The organism is Streptomyces sp. AP-93 (assembly GCF_022808175.1).
Lineage (GTDB): Bacteria > Actinomycetota > Actinomycetes > Streptomycetales > Streptomycetaceae > Streptomyces.
The window spans coordinates 135,628-157,148 of sequence record NZ_JALGBX010000002.1; the positions used below are offsets into that span (position 1 = coordinate 135,628).

Annotated in this window: 19 protein-coding genes and 3 pseudogenes; 9 read left to right on the forward strand and 13 right to left on the reverse strand. The window is 72.5% G+C overall.

Annotated features, from left to right (window positions below; translation table 11 throughout):
- Positions 1 to 76: 76 nt before the first annotated feature.
- The 3 genes from MTF69_RS03755 to MTF69_RS03765 are packed head-to-tail and all read left to right on the forward strand — an operon-like array spanning position 77 to position 3,885.
- A complete protein-coding gene (locus tag MTF69_RS03755) occupies positions 77 to 1,168 on the forward strand; it encodes an alpha/beta hydrolase (RefSeq protein WP_243330659.1) in 1,092 nt (363 codons plus the stop codon).
- A complete protein-coding gene (locus tag MTF69_RS03760; protein ID WP_374322193.1) occupies positions 1,161 to 2,465 on the forward strand; it encodes an acyltransferase in 1,305 nt (434 codons plus the stop codon). Before MTF69_RS03755 ends, MTF69_RS03760 begins: the two co-directional genes overlap by 8 nt.
- Complete coding sequence (locus tag MTF69_RS03765) at positions 2,458 to 3,885, forward strand: sensor histidine kinase (RefSeq protein WP_243330663.1); 1,428 nt, start codon at positions 2,458 to 2,460, stop codon at positions 3,883 to 3,885. Before MTF69_RS03760 ends, MTF69_RS03765 begins: the two co-directional genes overlap by 8 nt.
- A gap of 31 nt (positions 3,886 to 3,916) precedes the next feature.
- On the opposite strand, the gene MTF69_RS03770 is transcribed toward MTF69_RS03765, so the two are convergent.
- A complete protein-coding gene (locus tag MTF69_RS03770; protein WP_243330665.1) occupies positions 3,917 to 4,987 on the reverse strand; it encodes a transposase in 1,071 nt (356 codons plus the stop codon).
- 150 nt (positions 4,988 to 5,137) lie between these two features.
- Here MTF69_RS03770 and MTF69_RS03775 point away from each other — a divergent pair, with 150 nt between their 5' ends.
- The 3 genes from MTF69_RS03775 to MTF69_RS03785 all read left to right on the forward strand — a co-directional run bounded on the left by MTF69_RS03775 (position 5,138) and on the right by MTF69_RS03785 (position 7,883).
- Positions 5,138 to 5,812 carry a response regulator transcription factor gene (locus MTF69_RS03775; RefSeq protein ID WP_243330667.1) on the forward strand — a complete coding sequence of 225 codons (675 nt, stop codon included), beginning with the start codon at positions 5,138 to 5,140 and terminating at the stop codon, positions 5,810 to 5,812.
- 89 nt (positions 5,813 to 5,901) lie between these two features.
- Positions 5,902 to 7,227 (forward strand): histidine kinase, encoded by a 1,326-nt coding sequence (locus MTF69_RS03780; protein ID WP_308401361.1) that lies wholly within the window; start codon positions 5,902 to 5,904, stop codon positions 7,225 to 7,227.
- Positions 7,224 to 7,883: a response regulator transcription factor gene (locus MTF69_RS03785; protein WP_243330668.1), complete on the forward strand. Its 660-nt coding sequence runs from the start codon at positions 7,224 to 7,226 to the stop codon at positions 7,881 to 7,883. Before MTF69_RS03780 ends, MTF69_RS03785 begins: the two co-directional genes overlap by 4 nt.
- A gap of 174 nt (positions 7,884 to 8,057) precedes the next feature.
- Here MTF69_RS03785 and MTF69_RS03790 read toward each other — a convergent pair.
- Both MTF69_RS03790 and MTF69_RS03795 read right to left on the reverse strand, forming a co-directional pair.
- Positions 8,058 to 9,069 (reverse strand): annotated as a pseudogene (locus MTF69_RS03790) (ABC transporter permease); the annotation flags it as partial.
- 19 nt (positions 9,070 to 9,088) lie between these two features.
- A pseudogene (locus tag MTF69_RS03795) lies at positions 9,089 to 9,733 on the reverse strand (ATP-binding cassette domain-containing protein).
- Here MTF69_RS03795 and MTF69_RS03800 point away from each other — a divergent pair.
- Both MTF69_RS03800 and MTF69_RS03805 read left to right on the forward strand, forming a co-directional pair.
- Positions 9,686 to 9,920: pseudogene (locus MTF69_RS03800) on the forward strand (MarR family transcriptional regulator); the annotation flags it as partial. The pseudogenes MTF69_RS03795 and MTF69_RS03800 overlap by 48 nt on opposite strands.
- Positions 9,921 to 10,097: 177 nt before the next feature.
- Positions 10,098 to 10,796: an alpha/beta hydrolase gene (locus MTF69_RS03805; RefSeq protein WP_243330669.1), complete on the forward strand. Its 699-nt coding sequence runs from the start codon at positions 10,098 to 10,100 to the stop codon at positions 10,794 to 10,796.
- On the opposite strand, the gene MTF69_RS03810 is transcribed toward MTF69_RS03805, so the two are convergent.
- Together MTF69_RS03810 and MTF69_RS03815 are read right to left on the reverse strand one after the other, a co-directional pair.
- A complete protein-coding gene (locus MTF69_RS03810; protein WP_243330670.1) occupies positions 10,771 to 11,388 on the reverse strand; it encodes a hypothetical protein in 618 nt (205 codons plus the stop codon). The genes MTF69_RS03805 and MTF69_RS03810 overlap by 26 nt on opposite strands.
- 22 nt (positions 11,389 to 11,410) lie before the next feature.
- Complete coding sequence (locus tag MTF69_RS03815) at positions 11,411 to 12,382, reverse strand: diacylglycerol kinase (protein WP_243331345.1); 972 nt, start codon at positions 12,380 to 12,382, stop codon at positions 11,411 to 11,413.
- Positions 12,383 to 12,566: 184 nt separating this feature from the next.
- On the opposite strand from MTF69_RS03815, the gene MTF69_RS03820 reads away from it, so the two are divergent.
- Entirely contained in the window at positions 12,567 to 13,850 is a 1,284-nt protein-coding gene (locus tag MTF69_RS03820; RefSeq protein ID WP_243330671.1) for an adenylosuccinate synthase, read from the forward strand.
- 159 nt (positions 13,851 to 14,009) lie between these two features.
- Here MTF69_RS03820 and MTF69_RS03825 read toward each other — a convergent pair whose 3' ends face one another.
- From MTF69_RS03825 to MTF69_RS03860, 8 genes are all read right to left on the reverse strand, one after another.
- Entirely contained in the window at positions 14,010 to 14,921 is a 912-nt protein-coding gene (locus MTF69_RS03825) for an alpha/beta hydrolase (RefSeq protein ID WP_243330672.1), read from the reverse strand.
- 170 nt (positions 14,922 to 15,091) lie between these two features.
- Positions 15,092 to 16,309: a kynureninase gene (gene kynU, locus MTF69_RS03830; protein WP_243330673.1), complete on the reverse strand. Its 1,218-nt coding sequence runs from the start codon at positions 16,307 to 16,309 to the stop codon at positions 15,092 to 15,094.
- Entirely contained in the window at positions 16,302 to 17,150 is an 849-nt protein-coding gene (locus MTF69_RS03835) for a tryptophan 2,3-dioxygenase family protein (protein ID WP_243330674.1), read from the reverse strand. Before MTF69_RS03835 ends, kynU begins: the two co-directional genes overlap by 8 nt.
- A 229-nt stretch (positions 17,151 to 17,379) precedes the next feature.
- The gene (locus tag MTF69_RS03840; RefSeq protein WP_243330677.1) at positions 17,380 to 17,793 is read right to left on the reverse strand and encodes a DUF3151 domain-containing protein; all 414 of its coding nucleotides are present in this window, start codon (positions 17,791 to 17,793) and stop codon (positions 17,380 to 17,382) included.
- A gap of 147 nt (positions 17,794 to 17,940) precedes the next feature.
- Positions 17,941 to 18,963, reverse strand: a complete 1,023-nt coding sequence (fbaA, locus tag MTF69_RS03845) for a class II fructose-bisphosphate aldolase (protein WP_243330679.1) — start codon at positions 18,961 to 18,963, stop codon at positions 17,941 to 17,943.
- 264 nt (positions 18,964 to 19,227) lie between these two features.
- On the reverse strand, positions 19,228 to 19,767 hold the full coding sequence (gene pyrE, locus MTF69_RS03850) for an orotate phosphoribosyltransferase (protein ID WP_243330681.1): 540 nt from the start codon (positions 19,765 to 19,767) through the stop codon (positions 19,228 to 19,230).
- 21 nt (positions 19,768 to 19,788) lie between these two features.
- Entirely contained in the window at positions 19,789 to 20,577 is a 789-nt protein-coding gene (locus tag MTF69_RS03855) for an aldose 1-epimerase (RefSeq protein WP_243330682.1), read from the reverse strand.
- A gap of 66 nt (positions 20,578 to 20,643) precedes the next feature.
- Positions 20,644 to 21,504, reverse strand: coding sequence for a CoxG family protein (locus tag MTF69_RS03860; RefSeq protein ID WP_243330683.1), 861 nt, complete (start codon positions 21,502 to 21,504; stop codon positions 20,644 to 20,646).
- Positions 21,505 to 21,521: the final 17 nt, after the last annotated feature.

Consider the following 21,521-nt stretch of genomic DNA (forward strand, 5'->3'; position numbering starts at 1 on the left):
GGGCTCCTGATTCCTAACTTCGTGACCAGAGATGAACGCAGCACCGCCCCTCTGGCACGAGCGAAGGAACGGACCCATGAGCCGCCGACCGCGCCCCACCGCACGTCCCGACGGCCGCAGCCGTGGCCGTCTGCGCCGCACGCTGCTGGCCGGGCTCGTCGCCGCGGCCGTGGTGTTCCCCGTTTCCGCCGCCGCTTCCCCGGACGTCCCCGCACCGGCCCCGGCGGTCCTCGGCGAGAGCGCCGCCCTCCCCGACCGGTACGCCGCCCACCTCGCCAACCTCGCCGAGGCGGCCCGTACGGCCGAGAACGCCGGCCGCCACGGCCGCGCGGCGAAGCTCCGCGCGATGGAGGCGGGCGGCGATGCCCACTTCCTCGTCTTCGACGGGCGCGGCAAGGGCCGGGCGATAGAGGTGTTCGGGGATCTGGGGACCGCCGACCGGGTCGCGGTCCTGGTCCCCGGGTCGGACACGACGCTGGACACCTACCAGAGGTTCCGCGCCGGAGCCGTCGCCCTTCAGCAGCGCCTCCGCGCCGAGCACCCCCGCTCCGCCGTGGTCGCCTGGCTCGGGTACGACACCCCCGGCACGGTCAGCCCGGCCGTCCTGACCACCGGCCGCGCCGACGAGGCCGCCGCCGAACTGGGCTTCTTCCTTCCCGGATTGGCCCGGCTTGCCGCCCCGGAGGCCCGCCTCTCGCTCCTCTGCCACTCCTACGGGTCCGTCGTCTGCGCCCGTACGGGGACCGGCCCCGAGGTCACCGACATCGCGCTGTTCGGCAGTCCGGGCACGGGGGCCGACTCCGCCGCGGACCTGCCGACCCGGGCCCGGGTCTGGGCCGGCCGGGGTGGCGACGACTGGATCTCCGGTGTCCCGCACGTCCGCGTCGGCGGGATCGGTTTCGCCGCCGATCCCGTGGACCCGGCCTTCGGAGCCCTGCCCTTCGCGGCCGGCTCCGGCGGCCACAGCGACTACCTCAAGCCGGGCACCGAGTCCCTGAACGGCCTGGCCGGGATCGTGCTCGGCTCCTCCCCGCAGGCCCGGCCCGTCCCGGGCGCCGCTCCCGCCGCCTCTGCCTCCGTGTCCCCCTCGTCCCTCACCGCCGCCCTCACCGCCGCCCTCACCCCGTCCGCTCTCACTGCTCCGGAGGTCTCCCGTGCGCGTGCGTGAATCGCAGACCCGGTGGTCCGTTCTCGCGGACCGCATCGACTCCGCAACCCCCGCCCACCGGGACCGGGCCGTGGACGCCCTCCGGGCCTTCGCCATCCTCGGCGTGGTGCTGGGCCACTGGCTGGTCACCGCACTGACCAGTGCCGACGGCGGCCTCAGCACCACCAGCCCGCTGGCCCACATGAGCGGACTGGCCCCGGTCTCCTGGGTGTTCCAGACCCTTGCCGTCTTCTTCCTGGTCGGCGGCCACGTCGCGGCCCAGGGGTACGAGTCGGCGCGCGGCCGCGGAGTCCCTTACGGGCAGTGGGTCCGTCAGCGTCTCGGCAGGCTGTTCCGGCCGGTCGCCGCAGTCCTGGTCCTCTGGAGCGTCGCCGCCGGCGGCATGCTGCTCGGCGGCGTCGGGACGGACACGGTCCGGACCCTCCTCAAGCTCGTCCTGTCCCCCCTGTGGTTCCTCCTCGTCTTCGCCGCGCTCACCGCCGCGACCCCGCTCGTCGCCCGGCTGAGCCCGCTGTGGCCGCTGGCCTTGGTGGCCTCCGTCGATGTCTGGCGCTTCGGATTCGGCGGGCCCGAATGGATCGGCTGGGTCAATGTGGCCGCCGGCTGGCTGGTGCCCTACACCCTGGGCGCCGCCTGGTCCCGGGGCGCCTTCGCCCGGCGCACCCCGGCCGCGCTCCTGCTGGGCGGCGGGATCGCCGCCACGGCCGCACTGATCCTCTGGGGCGGATACCCCGCTTCGATGGTCGGAGTCCCCGGAGCCGCGATCTCGAACCTGAACCCGCCGACGCTGGCCGCCGTGGCGTTCGGCCTGGCCCAGTGCGGGCTGGCGCTGCTGCTGCGGGGGCCGCTGGCCCGGGTGATGAGCCGGCCGCGGGCCTGGGCGAAGGTGGCTCTGGTGAACCTGTCCGCCATGACGATCTTCCTGTGGCACCAGACCGCGATGATGGCCGTCACCGCCCTGGGACTGCTGGTCTCCACCGATCTGCCCGGCCTGCACACCGTGCCCGCCTCCGCGGAGTGGATAGCCGTCCGGCTGCTCTGGCTGCCCGCGTTCGCGGCCGCGCTGGCGGTCTGCTGGGCCGCCTTCCACACCTACGAACAGGCCGGCGACCGCCCCCGTGGCCGGACCCGGCGCGGATCTGCCCGGACGCCGGTCACCCCTTCCCGGATCGTCGCCTCGTCCGCCGCCCTGCCCCGGGGGACCGCCTCCCTCGTCGCCCGCACCGACTCAACTCCGGCCGCTGAGAGCACAGTCACCGGCCCGGCGGCTCCCGCCAAGGAGACCCTCCATGCCTAGGCTGGACGACGTGAACGAGCAGAGCGAGCCCCCGACTCCGGCCCCGGTCCGGGCACAGCACGCGACCCCGGCTGGGGACCCGGCTGCGACCGCGGCCGGCGGGGAGCCGGGAGGTTCCCCCGCCCGGGCCTCGGCCGTGGTGCGGAGCGTGGCCCGCGGGCTGCTGGACCTGAAGGCCGATCCCCTCCCGCGGATGTCGAGGCCGCGCTGGCTGGCCTGGCTCCCGCACGTGGTGCTCCTCTATCTGGCAGCTGCCTTCTTCGCCGTCACCACGGAGCAGCTCAGCAACCACTACGGGGTCAACGGCTCCGTCCGGCCGCTGCTGGCGACCATGGTCGCCGGGTCCATCGTGATCGCGATGCGGTGGCCGATGGCCGGGTACTGGATCGGCCTGACCGCGGCGGGACTGATCGCCGGGGAGATCCACGGCCATGTCGGGCAGGGCCAGAACTGGCCGTGGATGCCCGCCGGGCTGTTCGCCTTCGCCCCGGTGCTGCTGCTGGTGTCCCTGCGGGTACCGCCCCGGGTGACCGTCGGGGCGGTCACCGTCGTCGTTGCCTGCACCGGGCTGGCCGAAGGCCTCTTCAGGCCCGAGCACAGCGGCACCGGCACCCCCGGGGCCATCCTCTTGTTCTCCTTCACCGGCCTCCTCGGCTACGCCCTGCGCGCGACCCGGCTGACCCGCACGAAGCTCGTCGAGCAGGAGACCCTCACCGAGGAGGAGCGGGCGCGGCGCACCCTGCTGGAGGAGCGCAGCCGGATCGCCCGCGAGCTGCACGACGTCGTCGCGCACCACATGTCGGTGATCTCCATCCAGGCGCAGGTGGCCCCTTATCTGGTCGAGAACCCGTCGGAGGAACTCAAGGAGAACCTGGCCGGGATCCGCGCGAATGCCGTGGAGGCCCTGACGGAGCTGCGCCGCGTCCTGGGGGTGCTGCGTTCCGAGAACCCGGACGAGGCCACCGGTCCGCACCATCCGCAGCCCACGCTGGCCGAGTTGGAAGGCCTCGTGGAGAACGTGCGGGCCGCCGGGCTGGATGTGACCACCGAGATCGCGGGCATCCGCCGCCCGTTGTCGCCGGGGGTGGAGCTCACGGCCTACCGGATCGTGCAGGAGGCGCTGAGCAACTGCCTGCGCCATGCCCCCGGCTCCCGCGTGGAGGTCGGCATCGCCTACGGGCCCCGCGATGTGCACCTGTGCATCGCCAACACCGTTCCCACCGGGCCGGTACCGCCGAGCATGGGGGCGGGGCACGGGCTGCTGGGGATGCGGGAGCGAGCGGGCATGCTGGGTGGCGAGCTGGCCGCCGGCCCCCGCCCCGACGGAGGGTACGAGGTGAGCGCCGTGCTGCCGATGGATCCCGTGCCCCCGGGCGGCGGGCCTTCCCCCGCCTCCGAGACGATCAAGAAGGACTCTTGACATCCTCCCCTCCCTGACGGAAGGGGGGTTCCTACGGCTCGCGCCGTGGGGCTTTCTGCTTCGTCGCCGACTGCCCGCCCGGAGTGCTCCGTTGAGGTCTTACACCGGCTCCACAGACAGACACGGCCAGCCCGGCCGCCAGAATGTTCGTCGCCGCGTTCACGTCGCGGTCGTGGGTCACGCCGCAGCCGCACGTCCACTCACGGATGTGGAGCGGCATCCTGCCCGAGATGGCGCGGGCCAGGGTGTGGTTCTTGACCATGTTGCGTACGGTCAGGTCCTCGATCACGATCGTTTGGTTTTCACGAACGAGCCGAGTGGTCAGTTTGTGCAGGTGGTCACGCCTGCGGTCGGCGATCCGGGCATGGATCTTGGCGACCTTGCGCCGGGCCTTGGCCCGGTTAACGCCGTCGCCCTTGGCCTTGCGGGACAGGTTCCGCTGAGCCTTCGCCAGACGGGCACGGTCCGTGCGCTCAAACTTCGGGCTGGTGACCTTCTCCCCGGTGGAGAGCGTCACCAGGCTGGTGATACCGGCGTCGATCCCGACGGCCTGCGTGGTCTCGGGCATGGGCGCGGGGATGTCGTCGCACAGCATGGAGACGGACCAACGCCCGGCAGCGTCCTGCGACACGGTCACCGTGGACGGCACGGCGCCCTCTGGCAGCGATCGCGACCACACGATGCGCAGTGGCTCGTCCATCTTCGCCAGTGTCAGCGCACCGTCCCGATAGCGGAACGCGCTGGACGTGTACTCGGCGGACCTCCGCGACTTCTTCCGCGACTTGAAGCGCGGGTACTTGCCCCGCTTGGCGAAGAAATTGGCGAACGCGCCTTGCAGATGCCGAAGGCCCTGCTGGAGCGGAACGGAGGAGACCTCGGAGAGGTAGGCCAGTCCCTCGGTCTTCTTCCACGCCGTCAACATCGCAGAGGTCGCGTTGTAGTTGACCCGCTCCTGCCGCGCCCACGCTTCCGTACGGGCGGCGAGCGCCAGGTTGTAGACCTTCCGCACGCAACCGAACGTGCGCGACAGCTCGGCCGCCTGCGCATCGTTCGGCTGGAAGCGGTACTTGAACGCCCGCTTCACCAGGCGTGGGATCACCATCACAAGCTAGTGATGTTATGTGTGACGCTCAAACCTGCCGGTCAGGGCACTGCGATCCGCCCTGGCAGCGAATCCCAGCCCGCTGCCACGCTCCGCAGGAGTCCGATTCCTACCCGCCCTGAAGGGCGGGCCTTTCCTCGGAGGTACCCAATGACTGCTGCCCCGATCAAGGTGATGATCGCCGACGACCAGATGATGGTCCGCCAGGGCTTCACCGTGCTACTCGACGCCCAGCCCGACATCGAGGTCGTCGGTCAGGCCGTCGACGGCGCCGAGGCCGTGGCCAAGGTCGCCGAACTGGCGCCGGACGTGGTCCTGATGGACATCCGGATGCCCGGGATGGGCGGTATCGAGGCCACCTCCCTCATCACCGCCGCCCCGGGCTCCGCGGTGAAGGTGCTGGTGCTGACCACCTTCGACCTCGACGAGTACGTGTACGAGGCGCTGCGCGCCGGCGCTTCGGGGTTCCTCCTCAAGGACGCCTCCGCCGATCAGCTGGCGGAGGCGGTCCGCGTGATCGCGGCCGGGGAGGCGCTCCTCGCGCCGAACATCACGAAGCGGCTGATCACCGAGTTCTCCCGGCTGGGGGCTCCGAGGGCGCCCTCGAAGGCGCGGATCGACGAGCTGACGGAGCGGGAGACGGAAGTCCTGTCGCTGGTCGCCCAGGGCATGTCGAACGCGGAGATCGCCGGGCACCTGATCCTGGCCGAGCAGACGGTCAAGACGCACGTGGGCCGGATCCTGGTGAAGCTGGGCCTGCGGGACCGCACACAGGCGGCGGTGTTCGCGTACGAGACGGGTCTGATCCGTCCGACGGGCTACTGAAGCGGCCCTGGTAGTACTTGAGGGGGACCCCGGGAAATCCCCTTCAGCGGCGACGCGGAGCAGGCGGGGGCCCACCTACCGTGGGGAGCATGACCGAGACGACCCACGGGGCGACCCCCCGGACACCAGAGATCCGGCTGGCTTCGGGCTTCATCCAGAGCCTGCGCCAGGCTCTGATCACCGACGCGTTCGCCTACCGCCCGCTGCCCCCGATGCGCACGGACGGGCCGCTGGTCCGGCGGCTCCCGAAGCGGATACGGGTGGAGGCCGCACACCTGCCGCACGCGGCCGTCTGCGCGATGGCCTTCCTCGTCGTGGTCTTCGCCACCGTCACGAGCGGGTTGTCCCAGGCCGTTTCCCTGGTGATGGGACTGCTGGCGGGCATCCCCGTAGTACTGACCCTGGTGCGGCCGGTGGCAGCGTTCTGGGCGGCGATGGCGGTCACCCTGGTCTTCTCCCTCCCCAGTCAGTCCGATGCCAACTGGCCTTGGATACCAGTCACGTTCGCCTCGTACCTGGCGACGGTGGCCCTGGTGGCCATGCGGACCAGTCCGCGGGTCGCCGGCTGGATGTGGCTGCTGACCGTGCTGCTCGGCAGCGGGATATCCATCGTGCTCGGCAGAGGCCAGACCCTCAACATCGGCCCGATGGCCTTCGCCTCCGCGATCGCCCTGCTCACCGTCAGCATCCGCAACATCCGCAAACAGGCGGAGCAGGAGGTCACCGCGCAGCAGGAGGTCACCGCCGTCGAGCGGGACCGGCGCACCCTGCTGGAGGAGCGGACCACGATCGCGCGGGAGCTCCACGACGTGGTCGCCCACCACATGTCGGTGGTGGCCATCCAGGCGGAGGCCGCGCCCTACCGGGTGAAGAATCCGCCGCCGGAGCTGGAGGCCGCCTTCGTCACCATCCGGGAGAACGCGGTCGCGGCCCTGACCGAGCTGCGCCGGGTGCTGGGTGTCGTCCGCTCCGCGGACTACGAGGCACCGGACGCCCCGCAGCCGACGCTGGCGTCGCTGGACGGGCTGCTGGCCAATGTGCGGGAGGCCGGGCTGACCGTGGAAAAGACCGTGACGGGCGCGGTGCGCGAGCTGCCGCCGGGTGTGGAGCTGTCGGCCTACCGGATCATCCAGGAGGCCCTGAGCAACACCCTGCGGCACGCGCCGGGCGCCAGTGCCGGGGTCGAGGTCTCGTACGTGCTGGGCGGGCTGGGCCTGCGCGTCGTCAACGAGGCCGGCACCGGGGATGTGAGGCCTTCGCAGGGGGCCGGGCAGGGGATCACCGGGATGCGCGAGCGGGTGGCCATGCTGGAAGGGGAGATGACCGTCGGGGAGCGGGCCTCCGGCGGGTTCGAGGTGGCGGTGTTCATACCCGTGGCCGGCAGCCGCCCGGTACCGGAGAAGGATCCGGCATGACGATCAGAGTGCTCATCGTCGACGACCAGATGATGGTCCGTGAGGGATTCTCCGTCCTGCTGAACGCGATGGACGGCATCGAAGTGGCCGGGGAGGCGGTGAACGGGCGGGAGGCCATCGCCCAGGTGGCGGCGCTGAAGCCGGATGTGGTGCTGATGGACATCCGGATGCCGGAGATGAACGGCCTGGAGGCGACCCGGGAGATCGTCGCCGCCGACACGGACGCGAAGGTGCTGGTCCTGACGACCTTCGACCTCGACGAGTACGTGTACCAGGCCCTGCGGGCCGGCGCGTCCGGGTTCCTCCTCAAGGACGCCTCGGCCCGCCAACTGGCCGACGGGGTGAGGGTGGTGGCCGCCGGAGAGGCGTTGCTGGCCCCTTCCGTGACCAAGCGGCTGATCACGGAGTTCTCGAAGCTGTCGGAGCCCCGCACACAGGCGGGGTCCGCGGGGGTCGCGGAGCTGACGGAGCGGGAGACCGAGGTGCTGGTGCTGATCGCACAGGGGTTGTCCAACGCGGAGATAGCGGATCGCCTGATCATCGCCGAGTCCACCATCAAGACGCACGTGAGCCGGATCCTGGTGAAGCTGGGACTGCGGGACCGCACACAGGCGGCGGTGTTCGCGTTCGAGACCCGGCTGGTGACCCCCGCTTAGGCCGGTTGCGAAAAGTTGTCCACAGCTGTGGACAACTTTTCGGACGGGAGCGGACCGAGGGGGCCGGGGCCCAGGCCGCCAGCTCCCGATGCCGCAGAACGGCCAGCGCAGCGACCAGGAGAGCCGCCGCCAACACGGCCAACATCAGCAGAGAAGTCCAGGTCAGGGCCTCGGAGCCGGGGGGACCACGCCGTACAGGAGGGCCGCGACGGCCCCGATCGCCCACACCGCGGGGAGTTGCGCGAGAGAGCTCCCGACGGTCTGCGCGAGGCCCGCGCCATGGCCGAGGCCCAGGCCGAGTCCGCCCAGCAGCAGGATCAGCGCCGAGCCACGGAAGGCGACGGCCAGATGACCGGCGGCCCAGCGCAGGCGGCCGACGGCGTTCGCCAGCACGGGCTCCGCGCACTGTCCCGACTCCTCGGCGCCCAGGAATCCGAGGCTCCAGCCGAGCAGCCCGCCCCGCTGCCGCCGCGCCAGCGCCCGTGTACTGCCGAGCCGGCCCTCGGCCGGGCCCGGGCGGACCGCCAGGAAGCTCATGCCGAGGTCGCGGCGGCCGGCCGCGGCCGTCTGGGCGGCGAAGGCCGCCGCGAACAGGGTGAACACCCACCGGCGTTCGGCTGCGAAGACCCGCAGGTGCTCCAGCCGGCCCGGCGGCGAGATCCAGGTCAGCGCCGACGAACCGTCCGCCGAGCCCGCGGCGCGCAGGACGAAAGCCGCGCAGAGCAGCGCCCCGGCGAGGCCCCGGCGAGCCGCGCACTCTCGGTGAGCTGCGCCGTGACGGCGGCCGCCGGCGCGAACAGCATCCCGGTGGCGCCGATCCCGAGCCCGAGGGCGAGCGCTCCGCCCGCGCCCCGCGCGGTGAGCCCGCCGTGACGAGGAGGGCGACCAGGGCGTTGGCGGCGAGGGCCGCCAGCAGGGCCGCCAGCAGGGCCGCCAGCAGCGGGGCCCGGCGCCCCACCATCGCCGCCGACAACAGCTCCTGACGGCCCGTCTCCTCCTTCTCGCGGGTGTGCCGGATCACGCTGAACCAGCTCATGGCCCCTGCGAGTAGCCCGGCGAAGACCCCGCTCCGCCAGGCGGTGAGTGCGCCGACCGAGTCGCCGAAGGCGGGGCCGTAGAGGGCGCGGAGCGAGCCGTTCGCATGACGCGGTCGCGGCGCAGGACGAGGCACAGCAGGGCTCCGGTACCGTCCAGTTGACGGCGCTTCATCGCAGCTCACCCGCCTCGTCGCCCCGGGCGTAGTGCCGCAGGAAGAGCTCTTCGAGGATCGGCGGCGTCGCGGTAAGGGACCGCACCCCGAGGCGGTCAGGGACCGTAGTACGGCGCCCAGTTGGCGCCACCTGACCCGTACGTCGACCAGCGACCGCCCGACGGGCTCGCGCACCTGCCGGGCGTCCACGAAGCGCCTCCAGGGCGACACGCAGTTCGGCCAGGCTGCCGGTCTCGACCGTACGGCCCCTGCGGATGATGCTGACCCGGTCGCAGAGGGTCTCGACCTCGCTGAGGATGTGCGAGCTGAGCAGGATGGTGCGGCCGGCGGCCCGGGCCTCGGCGGCGCAGCTCTGGAAGACCTCCTCCATCAGCGGGTCGAGGCCGGAGGTGGGCTCGTCGAGGGTGAGCAGCTCCACGTCTGCGGCGAAGGCGGCGACGAGGGCGACCTTCTGCCGGTTGTACGTAGGCGATGCGGCGGTGCAGTTCGACGGCGTCGGCCAACGGATCGCCGCCGAGCGGCCGGCGGCGCCGGAGTCGGCGCGCAGCAGACCGAGCAGGACCCGGGTCGCGGTGGACTTGCCGGTGCCGTTGGGGACGGGGAAGCGGTCTCCCGCTTCGTCGAGCGGTTCGCCGCGCAGCTGACCGAGGCGGGGATGCAGCGGATGGCGGCGCGATGACCTCGGCGGAGCTGGGCGGGGCCCTGCGGATCAGCCCTGCGGCGGTATCGGGAGCGGGACCTTCACCCGCCGGGACCAGATCCTGACCCTCTGGGAGAAGACCCTCCGCGAGGGCGCGGCCGGCCTCGGCCCCGACTCCCCCGCGGGGCGGAACTCCTGGGCCTGATGGATCGCCGGCGCACGCACCGCGCGACCCCGAAGCTTCGTATCCCCGTCGGACCAGCAGCGGCGCCATGGCGGCCGGTAGGCCGTCCGCCTAGCGTGGGTCGGGGGGCCTGCGACCCGGCGCGGGACGCAGGAGAACCGGACTCAGGAGCAGAACCTCATGGCAGACAGCCCCGTCCACACCCCCGCCATCGTCCTCGTCCACGGCTTCTGGGGCGGCGCCGCCCACTGGGCCAAGGTCATCGGCGAGCTCCACCGCCGCGGGTACACCGACCTGCACGCCGTCGAGAATCCGCTGACCTCCCTCGCCGACGACGCCGAGCGGACCCGCAAGATGGTCCGGCAGATCGACGGGCCGGTGCTCCTCGTCGGCCACTCCTACGGCGGAGCCGTCATCACCGAGGCCGGGGACCTGCCCAACGTCACCGGTCTGGTCTACGTCGCCGCCTTCGCGCCCGACGCGGGCGAGAGCCCCGGCGGGATCAGCCAGGAGAAGCCGCCGGCGGCGTTCGAGAACATCCTCCCGGACTCCGACGGCTATCTGTGGGTCGTGCAGGACAAGTTCCACGAGAGCTTCGCCCAGGACCTCACTGCCGAGGAAGCCCTGGTCATGGCCGTGACCCAGAAGGCTCCCCTCGCCTCCACCTTCGGCGACGCCGTCACCGCGCCGGCCTGGCGCGCGAAGCCGTCCTGGTACCAGGTCTCCACCGCCGACCGCATGATCCACCCCGACAACGAGCGCCGCATGGCCGCCCGCATGAACCCCCGCAAGACCATCGAGCTCGACGCGAGCCACGCTTCCCTCGCCTCCCAGCCCGGCCCGGTCTGCGACCTCATCGAAGCGGCCGCCTCCGCCTGAGCGCGCCCCGCCGCCACCGCCCGCGCGCCCGGCCCAGCTCCCGGGCGTGCGGCGCCCACACCACGGCCCCCGGCCCCGGGTCCCCGGCCAGCCACACGGTCCGCTCCGCCCCGGGCGCCAGCACCCGCCGTCCCAGGGGCCCCAGGGTCAGTACCCGGCCGGCGCCGTCGCCGCCCAGGGCCAGCAGCGGAGGCAGGCCGCGCCCGCGCAGCACCTCGGCGTCGTACGCGGTCCAGCGCAGCCCCGGGGCTCGCAGGAGGCCCCGCACGCGCTGGATCACGTACAGCTCCCGGAGCCCGACGAGCAACGCCAGGGACAGCAGCCCCAGCAGCACCGCCCGCAAGGGCGCGGGGCGGGTGACGAGTGCCCCGATCAGCGCGGGCCAGCAGAGCACGGGCAGCAGGCAGACCAGCACGGCGTCCTGCCGCCAGTCTCGGAGCGCATCCCGGACGGCCGCCTCCCCGGGCGGCCCGATACCGCCCGGGCCGTCCGCCGGACCCCGCACGGGTCCGGGTACGGATTCGGGTACGGGTACGGATACGGGTTCGGGTTCGGGTTCGGGCACCTCACCCACATCCACGATGCCGGACACGGCCTGCTCTCCCTCCCCCTCGTCAGCGCTGCAGTGGCAGTGTCAGCCCCCACGCCCCCGGGTGCAGGGTCCACGTACGGCGGCGGACCGGACCGGTGATTCCGACGTCCGACCGGTAGCGGAAATCCGCCCCGGAGACCGTGACGGCCGACGCCCGCGCCCGCACCACCCGGCCGGACCCGGAACCGGAGCCGGAGGCGGAGGCGGAATCGGAGGCGGAGCCCGATTCCGAGTCCGATTCCGCGTCCGAGCCGGCACCGGGGCCCGGTGCCGTGACCGCCCCCATCCGGACCAGGACGTCCGCCAGCCCGTCTCCCTCCCGAGCCGACACGGTGAGGTCCTCCACCATCCGGTCCACGTCCGCCAGGACCACCCCGTCGGCCTCCACCCGCAGCCGGTGGCCCCCGCCGGATCCCGTGGCGGAAGAGGCCCCCGCCGGCGGGCGGACGAACGTACGGACCAGCGAGCGGTACGCGTTCCACACCGACGGCCCGGCCGGCCGCGGCACACCCCCGGACCCCGGCCGGGACCCGGCCCCGGCCCCCACGGGCGGCGGCGGGATGCCGATCCCGCCCAGCACCACCCCGTCGCTGTCGTCGACCAGCAGGTCCCTCATGCCGACGGCCCCGTCCAGGACCGCCCGCGCGGCCGACACGGCCGACAGCGGCACGCCGAGCTGCAGCGCCAGTACCAGCGACCCCGCCGGCCCCACCGGAATCAGCGAAACGGCCCCCTCGGACAGTGCCCGCTCACGGTGCAGCAGCCCGACGGCCCGTACGAGCGCGCGGTCGTCGCCCACGATCACCGGCCGCCGATGACCCCGGCGGGCGAGGGCCCGCGCAAACTCCTCCTGCGAGTCCGGGAGACAAATTTTCGCCGCGGCTCCCGCTGACAGAACATCTTTCGCGATTCGCACCGACTCGCCGTCAAGACGGCGGGCGACCGGGTCGACGAGCACGAGCAGGCCGCCTACCGGCGCGCCCGCATGGCTCATGGTGGGCTCTGGAGCCGACACCTCGGTCCTTCCTCGGGTAGCATCTTTGTGCAAGAGGCCCTTGCGCTATTGCGCCAGGGCCTTCGTCTATTCCGGGGCACCGGTCCGACGGCTCAGCCTGCGGTGTACATCGTCGTACGCCCCCTGACCTTGGACATGCCCCATCCGGAAGAGGTGTACGCCTGTGCCCGCTCTTGTGCTGCTCGGAGCTCAGTGGGGTGACGAGGGCAAGGGAAAGGCCACCGACCTGCTCGGTGGATCCGTTGACTATGTAGTGCGTTACCAGGGTGGCAACAACGCCGGCCACACGGTCGTCGTAGGCGACCAGAAGTACGCGCTGCACCTTCTCCCTTCCGGCATCCTCTCCCCCGGATGCACCCCGGTCATCGGCAACGGTGTCGTCGTCGACCCGGCCGTCCTGCTCTCCGAGCTGCGCGGCCTGAACGAGCGCGGCATCGATACGTCAAAGCTGCTGCTCAGCGGCAACGCGCACCTGATCACGCCGTACAACGTCACCCTCGACAAGGTCGGCGAGCGCTTCCTCGGCAAGCGCAAGATCGGTACGACCGGCCGCGGCATCGGCCCGACGTACGCGGACAAGATCAACCGCGTCGGCATCCGCGTCCAGGACCTCTACGACGAGTCGATCCTCACCCAGAAGGTCGAAGCGGCGCTGGAGGGCAAGAACCAGCTCCTCGCGAAGCTGTACAACCGCCGCGCGATCGACCCGGCCCAGATCGTCGAAGAGATGCTCCAGTACGCGGAGCAGATCAAGCCGTACGTCGCCGACACCACCCTGATCATCAACAACGCGCTCGACGAGGACAAGGTCGTGCTCTTCGAGGGCGGCCAGGGCACGCTGCTCGACGTCGACCACGGCACGTACCCCTTCGTCACCTCGTCGAACCCGACCGCCGGTGGCGCCTGCACCGGTGCGGGTGTCGGCCCGACGAAGATCAGCCGCGTCATCGGCATCCTGAAGGCGTACACGACCCGCGTCGGCTCCGGCCCGTTCCCGACCGAGCTGTTCGACGCGGACGGCGAGGCCCTGCGCCGCATCGGCGGCGAGCGTGGCGTGACCACCGGCCGCGACCGCCGCTGCGGCTGGTTCGACGCCCCGATCGCCCGCTACGCGACCCGCGTCAACGGCCTGACGGACTTCTTCCTCACCAAGCTGGACGTGCTGACCGGCTGGGAAGAGATCCCGGTCTGCGTCGCGTACGAGATCGACGGCAAGCGCGTCGAGGAGCTCCCGTACTCGCAGTCGGACTTCCACCACGCGAAGCCGATCTACGAAAACCTCCCCGGCTGGTCCGAGGACATCACCAAGGCCAAGACCTTCGCGGACCTCCCGAAGAACGCCCAGGCGTACGTCAAGGCCCTCGAGGAGATGTCGGGCGCCCCGATCTCCGCGATCGGCGTCGGCCCCGGCCGCACCGAGACGATCGAGATCAACTCGTTCCTGTAAGCAGCGGCGGTACCTGCACCGAACCCGGAGGGGCGGCCCAGCGCGGCCGCCCCTCCGGCGTACCCGGGGCACCCGGGGCACCTGGGGCACCTGGGGCACCTGGGGCACCTGGGGCACCTGGGGCACCTGGGGCACCTGGGGCACCTGGGGCACCCGGCCCTACCAGGCCAGCTGTGAGATCTCCTCCGCCACCACCGCGCACGCGTCCGCCGCCAGATCGATGAGCGGGAAGTGGCCGACCCCGTCCAGCAGGGTCAGTCCCACCATCTCCCCCGCCAGCGCGGCCGCCGCCACGTAGGCCTCCGCCACCGCCTCCGGGACCTGGATGTCGCTCCGCCCCTGGACCACCGCCGTCGCGATGCCCGTCGGGAGCAGCGCCGCCGGGTCCGCGTACGGGCGGCGTGCCGCGAAGACGGCTGCTCCGCCCAGCAGTTGCGCCGAGGCTCCCCCGCACACCCCGAGCTCCTCCGCCACCGTGAAGTCCGCGATCGGGGCCAGCGCCACCACGCCGCGCAGCAGCGGCGGCGAAGGCAGCCTCCAGCCGGCCGGGGCGTCGTACGGGAGCACGTGGCGGGCCGCGGCCCACAGCGCGAGGTGGCCTCCGGCCGAGTGGCCGGTCAGCACCGTGCGGCGCGGGTCCGCCTCCGGCAGGCTGACGGCGGCCAGGCCGGGCAGGGCGTCGAGGGCGGCGGCCACGTCGTCGAAGGTCTCGGGCCAGCGGCCGGCCACGGGGCCCTCGGCATCCTGGTGCGGCAGGGGCTGCGATGCCCGGGACTGGCCGCGGCGGTACTCGACGTTGGCGACGGCGAAACCCCGGCGGGCCAGGAGATCCGCGAGGGGGGTGATGTGCTGCCGGTCGTACGGGGCGCGCCACGCTCCGCCGTGCAGGATGACGACCAGCGGCGCGGAACGCGCGACACCCGGCTGCGCCCGCTCCCCGCGAGGGGTGTAGAAGTCGACGACCTGGTCGGGGTGTTCACCGTAGGCGGCCGTCGCGTCGGGAGCCACGGGCGGATGGGAGAAGGCCGAGGCGGCCTCGGCGGCGTCCCGTTCGACTGCGGGGTCCGTCATCGGCTCAACCTCCGGTATCGCATGGGACAAGGGGGACTGGTGTTCCGGTGTTCCGGCAGAGCGGGACCGTATCAGGCCTGAACGGCCCCCTCGGTGGCGGGCCGTGGAGATACCGGCGCGGGCGGGGCCGTAGCCCCGCCCGCGCGGTGATGTGACGTTTCGCTACCGGTTCACCCGAAAATGTGACCCAGTGCACGCGCCGCACGCTCCGCATCCGCGAAGCCGACGTACAGCGGGGTGAATCCGAAGCGCAGGACATCGGGGGCGCGGAAGTCCCCGATCACCCCCCGCGAGATGAGCTCGCGCATGACCCCGTCCGCGTTCTCCGTGCGCAGCGACACCTGGCTGGCGCGCTCTTCGTGCCCGGTGGGGGTGACCAGCTCGACCTTGCCCGCCGGGACGTACGCCGCCACGCACTCGAGGAAGAAGTCGGTCAGCGCGAGGGACTTCGCGCGGACGTCCTCGACCGCGACCCCGTCCCAGGCGTCCAGGGCGGCCTCCAGCGCGAGCATGGACAGGATGTCCGGGGTGCCGACGCGCGCCCGCGCCACGCCCGGCGCGGCCTCGTAGGAGGGGGTCATCGCGAACGGGTCCGCGTGGCCGTTCCAGCCCGGCAGCGGGGAGTCGAAGGCGGACTGGTGGCGGGTGGCGACGTACAGGTAGGCGGGCGCGCCGGGGCCGCCGTTGAGGTACTTGTACGTACAGCCGACCGCGAGGTCCACTCCGTGCGCGTCGAGGCCGACGGGCAGCGCCCCGGCCGTGTGGCACAGGTCCCAGACGACGAGCGCCCCGGCGGCGTGCGCCGCCGCGGTGAGCGCCGGGAGGTCGTGCAGGCGGCCGGTGCAGTAGTCGGCGTGGTTGAGGAGGACCACGGCGGTGTCCGGGCCCATCGCCTCCGCGGCGGCGGCCGGGTCGACCGGGACGACGCGCAGGCCCGTCATCCGGGCCGCCGACTGGGCGATGTAGCCGTCGGTGGGGAAGGTGGCGGCGTCCACGAGCAGCTCGGTCCGGCCGGGCGCGGCCATCCGGGCTGCGGCGACCAGGGCCTTGAAGAGGTTGACGCTGGTGGAGTCGCCGACGACCACCTGGCCGGCGGCGGCGCCGACCAGCGGGGCTATCCGGTCGCCGATGCGCTCGGGGGCGTTCCACCAGTTGGCTTCGCCCTCGGTCCAGGAGCGGATCAGGCGGGTGCCCCACTGCTCCGTGACGACCTCGGCGAGCCGGGCGGCCACCCCTGCGGGGAGCGCGCCGAGGCTGTTGCCGTCGAGGTAGACCACGTCCTCGGGGAGGGTGAAGCGGTCGCGGAGCTTGCCGAGGGGGTCGGCCGCGTCCAGGGCTTCGGCGCGGGCCGGCAGGTCGGAGCCGGGGGCCGCATTCAGGTCAGACATGGCTGCGCGCCGTCCACAGCTCCGGGAAGACGTTCTTCGTCGCCCGCTTCTCCAGCCAGGTCACGCCGGCCGAGCCGCCCGTGCCCGTCTTGGCGCCCATCGCGCGCCGGGTGGCGACCAGGTGGTCGTTGCGCCAGCGCCAGACCAGCTCGGCGACGTCGGTGAGGACCTCGCCGAGGCGGTGCAGGTCCGGGTGGGCGTCCGGGGCCGCGTACAGCGCCGTCCAGACGGCTTCGACCCCGGGCGAGGGCTCGTAGCGCTGGGAGAGGTCGCGGTCCAGGACGGACGGCGGGACCGGGAGGCCGCGGCGGGCGAGGAGGCGCAGCACCTCGTCGTAGAGGCTGGGCTCCTGGAGGGCCTTCTCCAGCTCCGCGTGGACGCGCGGGGCGCCGCGGTGCGGGACCAGCATGGAGGCGGCCTTGTCGCCGAGCAGGAACTCCATCCGGCGGTACATCGCCGACTGGAAGCCGGAGCCCTCGCCGAGGGCGGCGCGGTACGCGTTGAACTGGCCCGGGGTCAGCTGGGCGAGGGGGCGCCAGGAGGAATTGAGGGCCTCCAGCTCGCGGAGGGATCGTTTCAGCGCATCCATCGCGACGGGGAGCTCGTCCTCGCGGAGCGCCTGCGCGGCGGTTTCCCACTCGTGGACGATGACCGTGAACCACAGCTCCATGACCTGGGTGGTGACCAGGAAGACCATCTCGCCCGGGTCGTCCGAGCGCAGGTGCTGGAGGTGGGTGAGGACGTCGGCCTGGACGTAGTCCTCGTAGGGAGTCGTGCCGGCGAAGTCGAGGTTCGGGGTGTCCGAACCGCCGTCTCCGGAGGCATCAAGGGCGTGCGACATCGCTGTCTCCTCGATACGTGCTTCCGGGTAGCGGTCCGCTCCTTCCGGTGAGGTGAGTGGAGCTCCGGTCCCCTGTCCGCATCATAAGACCGTCGTGCCGCAGGGCTTCAATAGTCAGTGGCGCACGTCACCTTCCGCGACCGGGCGGGCCCCATGCGGGAACCCGCCCGTGCCGGGCGCCGAAGGCGTCGGTTCTCAGGCCTCGGGCCTCAGCCTCAGGCCTCGGGCCTCAGACCGCGAGGACGTCCGCGGCCGTCTCGGAGGAGTCGCGCAGGAAGGTCGAGCAGCGCTCGTACTCCTCCTTCTCGCCGATCTCGCCGGCCGCGCGGGCCAGGGCGTTGAGGGCGCGCAGGAAGCCGCGGTTCGGCTCGTGCTCCCACGGCACCGGGCCGTGGCCCTTCCAGCCTGCGCGGCGCAGCGCGTCCAGGCCGCGGTGGTAGCCCGTACGGGCGTACGCGTACGACTCGACCGTGCGGCCGGCCGCGAAGGCCTCGTCGGCGAGGAGGGCCCAGGCCAGGGAGGAGGTCGGGTGCGCTGCGGCCACCTCGACGGCGGGGGTGCCCGCGGCGATGGCCGCGATGCCCGGCTCGTCGGGGAGGTGGGTGGGGGCGGGGCCCCCGAGGAGGTTCTGGTGAAGAGACATGGCCCCAGTCTGGGGGATGGGGGATGCGGACACGCGGGAAGGGCCCGGCCCCGCCGTCCGTGGACGGTGGAACCGGGCCCTTCCGGGAAGCCGCTGCTACGCGAGCTGCTGCGGGAGCTGCTACGCGAGCTGCCGCGTGAGCCGCTGCTACTTGAGCTTGGTGCCCGTGGAACGCAGGTTCGCGCAGGCCTCGGTGACGCGCGCGGCCATGCCGGCCTCGGCGGCCTTGCCCCACGTGCGGGGGTCGTACTTCGACTTGGTGCCGACCTCGCCGTCGACCTTCAGGACCGCGTCGTAGTTGCGGAACATGTGGTCCACGACCGGACGGGTGAAGGCGTACTGGGTGTCGGTGTCGAGGTTCATCTTCACGACGCCGTTCTCCAGCGCGGTGGCGATCTCCTCGGCCGTGGAGCCCGAGCCGCCGTGGAAGACGAAGTCGAACGGGGAGGACTTGCCGTACTTCTCGCCGACGCCGGCCTGGAGGTCCTTGAGGAGCTCGGGGCGCAGGACGACGTTGCCCGGCTTGTAGACGCCGTGCACGTTGCCGAAGGAGGCGGCCAGCAGGTAGCGGCCCTTCTCGCCCAGGCCCAGGGCCTCGGCGGTGCGCAGCGCGTCGTCGACGGTGGTGTACAGCTCGTCGTTGATCTCGTGGCTGACGCCGTCTTCCTCGCCACCGGTCGGGGTGATCTCGACCTCAAGGATGATCTTCGCGGCGGCGGCCTTGGCGAGCAGCTCCTGGCCGATGGCCAGGTTGTCGGCCAGGGTCTCGGCGGAACCGTCCCACATGTGCGACTGGAAGAGCGGGTTGAGGCCGCGGGCCACGCGCTCGGCGGAGATCTCGAGCAGCGGGCGGACGTAGCCGTCCAGCTTGTCCTTGGGGCAGTGGTCCGTGTGCAGCGCGACGGTGATGTCGTACTTGGCGGCCACGATGTGCGCGAACTCCGCCAGGGCGGCGGCGCCGGTGACCATGTCCTTGTTGTACTGGCCACCCAGGAACTCCGCACCACCAGTGGAGATCTGGATGATGCCGTCGCTCTCGGCCTCCGCGAAGCCGCGCAGTGCAGCGTGCAGGGTCTGGGTCGAGGTCACGTTGATCGCCGGGTAGGCAAACTTGCCTGCCTTCGCCCGGTCGAGCATCTCGTTGTAGACCTCGGGGGTTGCGATGGGCATCTGTCCGCTCCTTGGATGTGCGGGGAGTGTGCTTATTGCGGGCCCTGACCTGGGGGCGACGTTGCCGTCGTCCCCATCTTTCCAGACTCGCGGGCACACTCCACCTCCGTGACGGCACCGAGCGGCCCGATCCGGGTGGAGTGTTTCACGTGAAACACTCCACCCGGCCGAAAAGTCGCAGGTCAGGGCCTACTTCCGGACTTCCGGGGACCTAAGTCACCAGTTGTGCGGAAGCACGACCCACTGTCCGCGCAGTTGGGGGGATTAGGACAAACCGAGGTCCCCGAGCTGGTAGCCCGTGAGGTAGGGCAGGCCCGCGGCCGCGATGGCGTCGGCCGCGCCGCGGTCGACGATCGTCGCGACGGCGACGACCTCGCCGCCGGCCTCGCGGACCGCCTCGACGGCGGTCAGCGGGGAACCGCCGGTGGTCGAGGTGTCCTCGACCACCAGGCAGCGCTTGCCCTTCACGTCGGTGCCCTCGATACGGCGCTGCATGCCGTGCGCCTTCTGCGCCTTGCGGACGACGAAGGCGTCCAGGCGCCCGCCGCGCGCGGCGGAGGCGTGCAGCATCGAGGTGGCGACCGGGTCGGCGCCCAGCGTCAGGCCGCCGACGCAGTCGAACTCCAGGTCGGCGGTGAGGTCGAGCATGACCTGTCCGACCAGCGGGGCGGCTTCGCCGTCCAGGGTGATCCGGCGGAGGTCGATGTAGTAGTCGGCCTCGCGGCCGGAGGAGAGGACCACCTTGCCGTGCACGACGGCCTTGTCCTTGATCTGCTGCAGAAGCGCATCGCGTACGTCACTCATGGCCCCGAGCTTAATTGGGCACTACCCGAGCCGCCGCCACGTCCACGTCGTGGAGATCTCCAGCGGGTCCACGGGGGTGACCAGCTGCGGGAGGCTGTTCAGGCCGTTCGGCGGGCCCGACTGCGGTTCCACGCAGACGGCCTCGGGCTGCTCGTCGTAGACGACCACCCATTCGGAGCGGCTGGTGACCTTCAGTTCCAGGGCGTCGGGCCACGTGAGGGTGACGTCCACCCCGTACGGCATGCCGAAGCAGTCGTCCCAGGGGCCGGGCTTGGGGTCGATGCGGTTGCCGGTGGGGAGGTGGTCGGCGCCGCGCTCCTCCTGCCAGGCGGCTTCGAAGTCGATGCGGACGTCCGCCCCGCCGGGGGCGAGGTTGCGCAGGAACCAGGGGTGCCAGCCGGCCTGCGCCGGGAAGGAGTCCTGGTAGGTCTCGATGCCCATCGTCAGGGTCAGCGCGTTCTCGCCGAGCTCGAAGATCTGGGTGACCAGGCCCTCGTAGGGCCACGGGGCGGCGAGCGGGTACGTGAAGGCGGCCTCGGTGGCGGTGGCCCGGGCGCGGCGCCAGGCGGCGTCACGGCCGAAGCCGTGGATGGCGTGCGGCGGGTGGTTGAGCGGAAGCTGGTGCAGGGTCGCGCCGTCCTGGAACTGCCCGTCCCTGGTGCGGCCGCACCACGGGACCATGGGGAAGGACCCGTAGTGGTCCCCCTGCCGCAGCAGCTCCGTCCCGTCGATGCGCAGACTGCTGATCCGGCAGCCGTTCTCCTGGTCGATGGTCACCTCGGCGCCGCCGGCGCGCAGTTGCGTACTCATGCCATGACCTTAGTCAGCCCGGCGGGGTGATCAGGGCCGCGCGGGGAAGCGGGCGAGTTCCCCGGGTCAGCGGCGGCGGCGCAGGGCGCGGCCCAGGAGGACCGCCGAGGCCAGGGCCACGGCCGCGGCCGGGGCGATCCAGCGGAGGCTCGCGCTCGCGGAGGCGGAGGTGGGGGCCGGGACCGGGGCGTAGCGGCCGCGCGGCGGCGCGTGGTCGACCTCCTCCGCACTGCGGCCGATCATCGTGCGGCGGGCGTGCGCGGCCTCGGCCGGCGGGCGCGGGGGGCCGCCGAGGTCACCGAGGTCGGCCATGCCTTCGTAGGTGCCCTCCAGGAACGGGTCCAGGGAGGGCGGCGGGACCTCGGTGTCGAACACGGATGCGGTGACCTCGGTGAAGCCGGGGCCGGGGTCCTGGTCCACATCGGCGCCGGCGTCCGCGTCCGCATCCACGTCGGCATCCGCGTCCGCCGCCGCGTCCGCCGGCCCGGCTGCGCCGTCGACCGCGAGGGCCGCGAGGTGCCCGGCGGCCCGGTCCAGGAGGCGGTGTGCGGCCGTGGCGGCCGCGTCGGGGGCGAAGGCGGCGGCCCGGCCGTCGGCGGCGGACTCGGCGGTGAACTCCAGCCGGGTGCCGCCGTCCGCCTCGGTCAGGCGCAGCGCGAGGGAGAGCTTCACGGTCCCGCTCCCCCGCACCTCGGTGCCCTCTCCGGCAAGGGTGAAGCGGTCCGGGTCCTGCTCGGTGACGGAGAGGGTGCCGCGGTAGGTGACGGTGTGCCCGCCGACCCGCACCCTCAGCCGGCCGGACAGCGGCCCGGCCGCGGTATCGGCGTCCTGCTGGAGCCCCGGCACGCATCGCGCCAGCCGGGCGGGGTCGCGCAGCACGGCGCGGACGTCGGCGGAGGGGACCGGTACGAACACCTGATGCTCCATGCGGACGAGCCTACCGA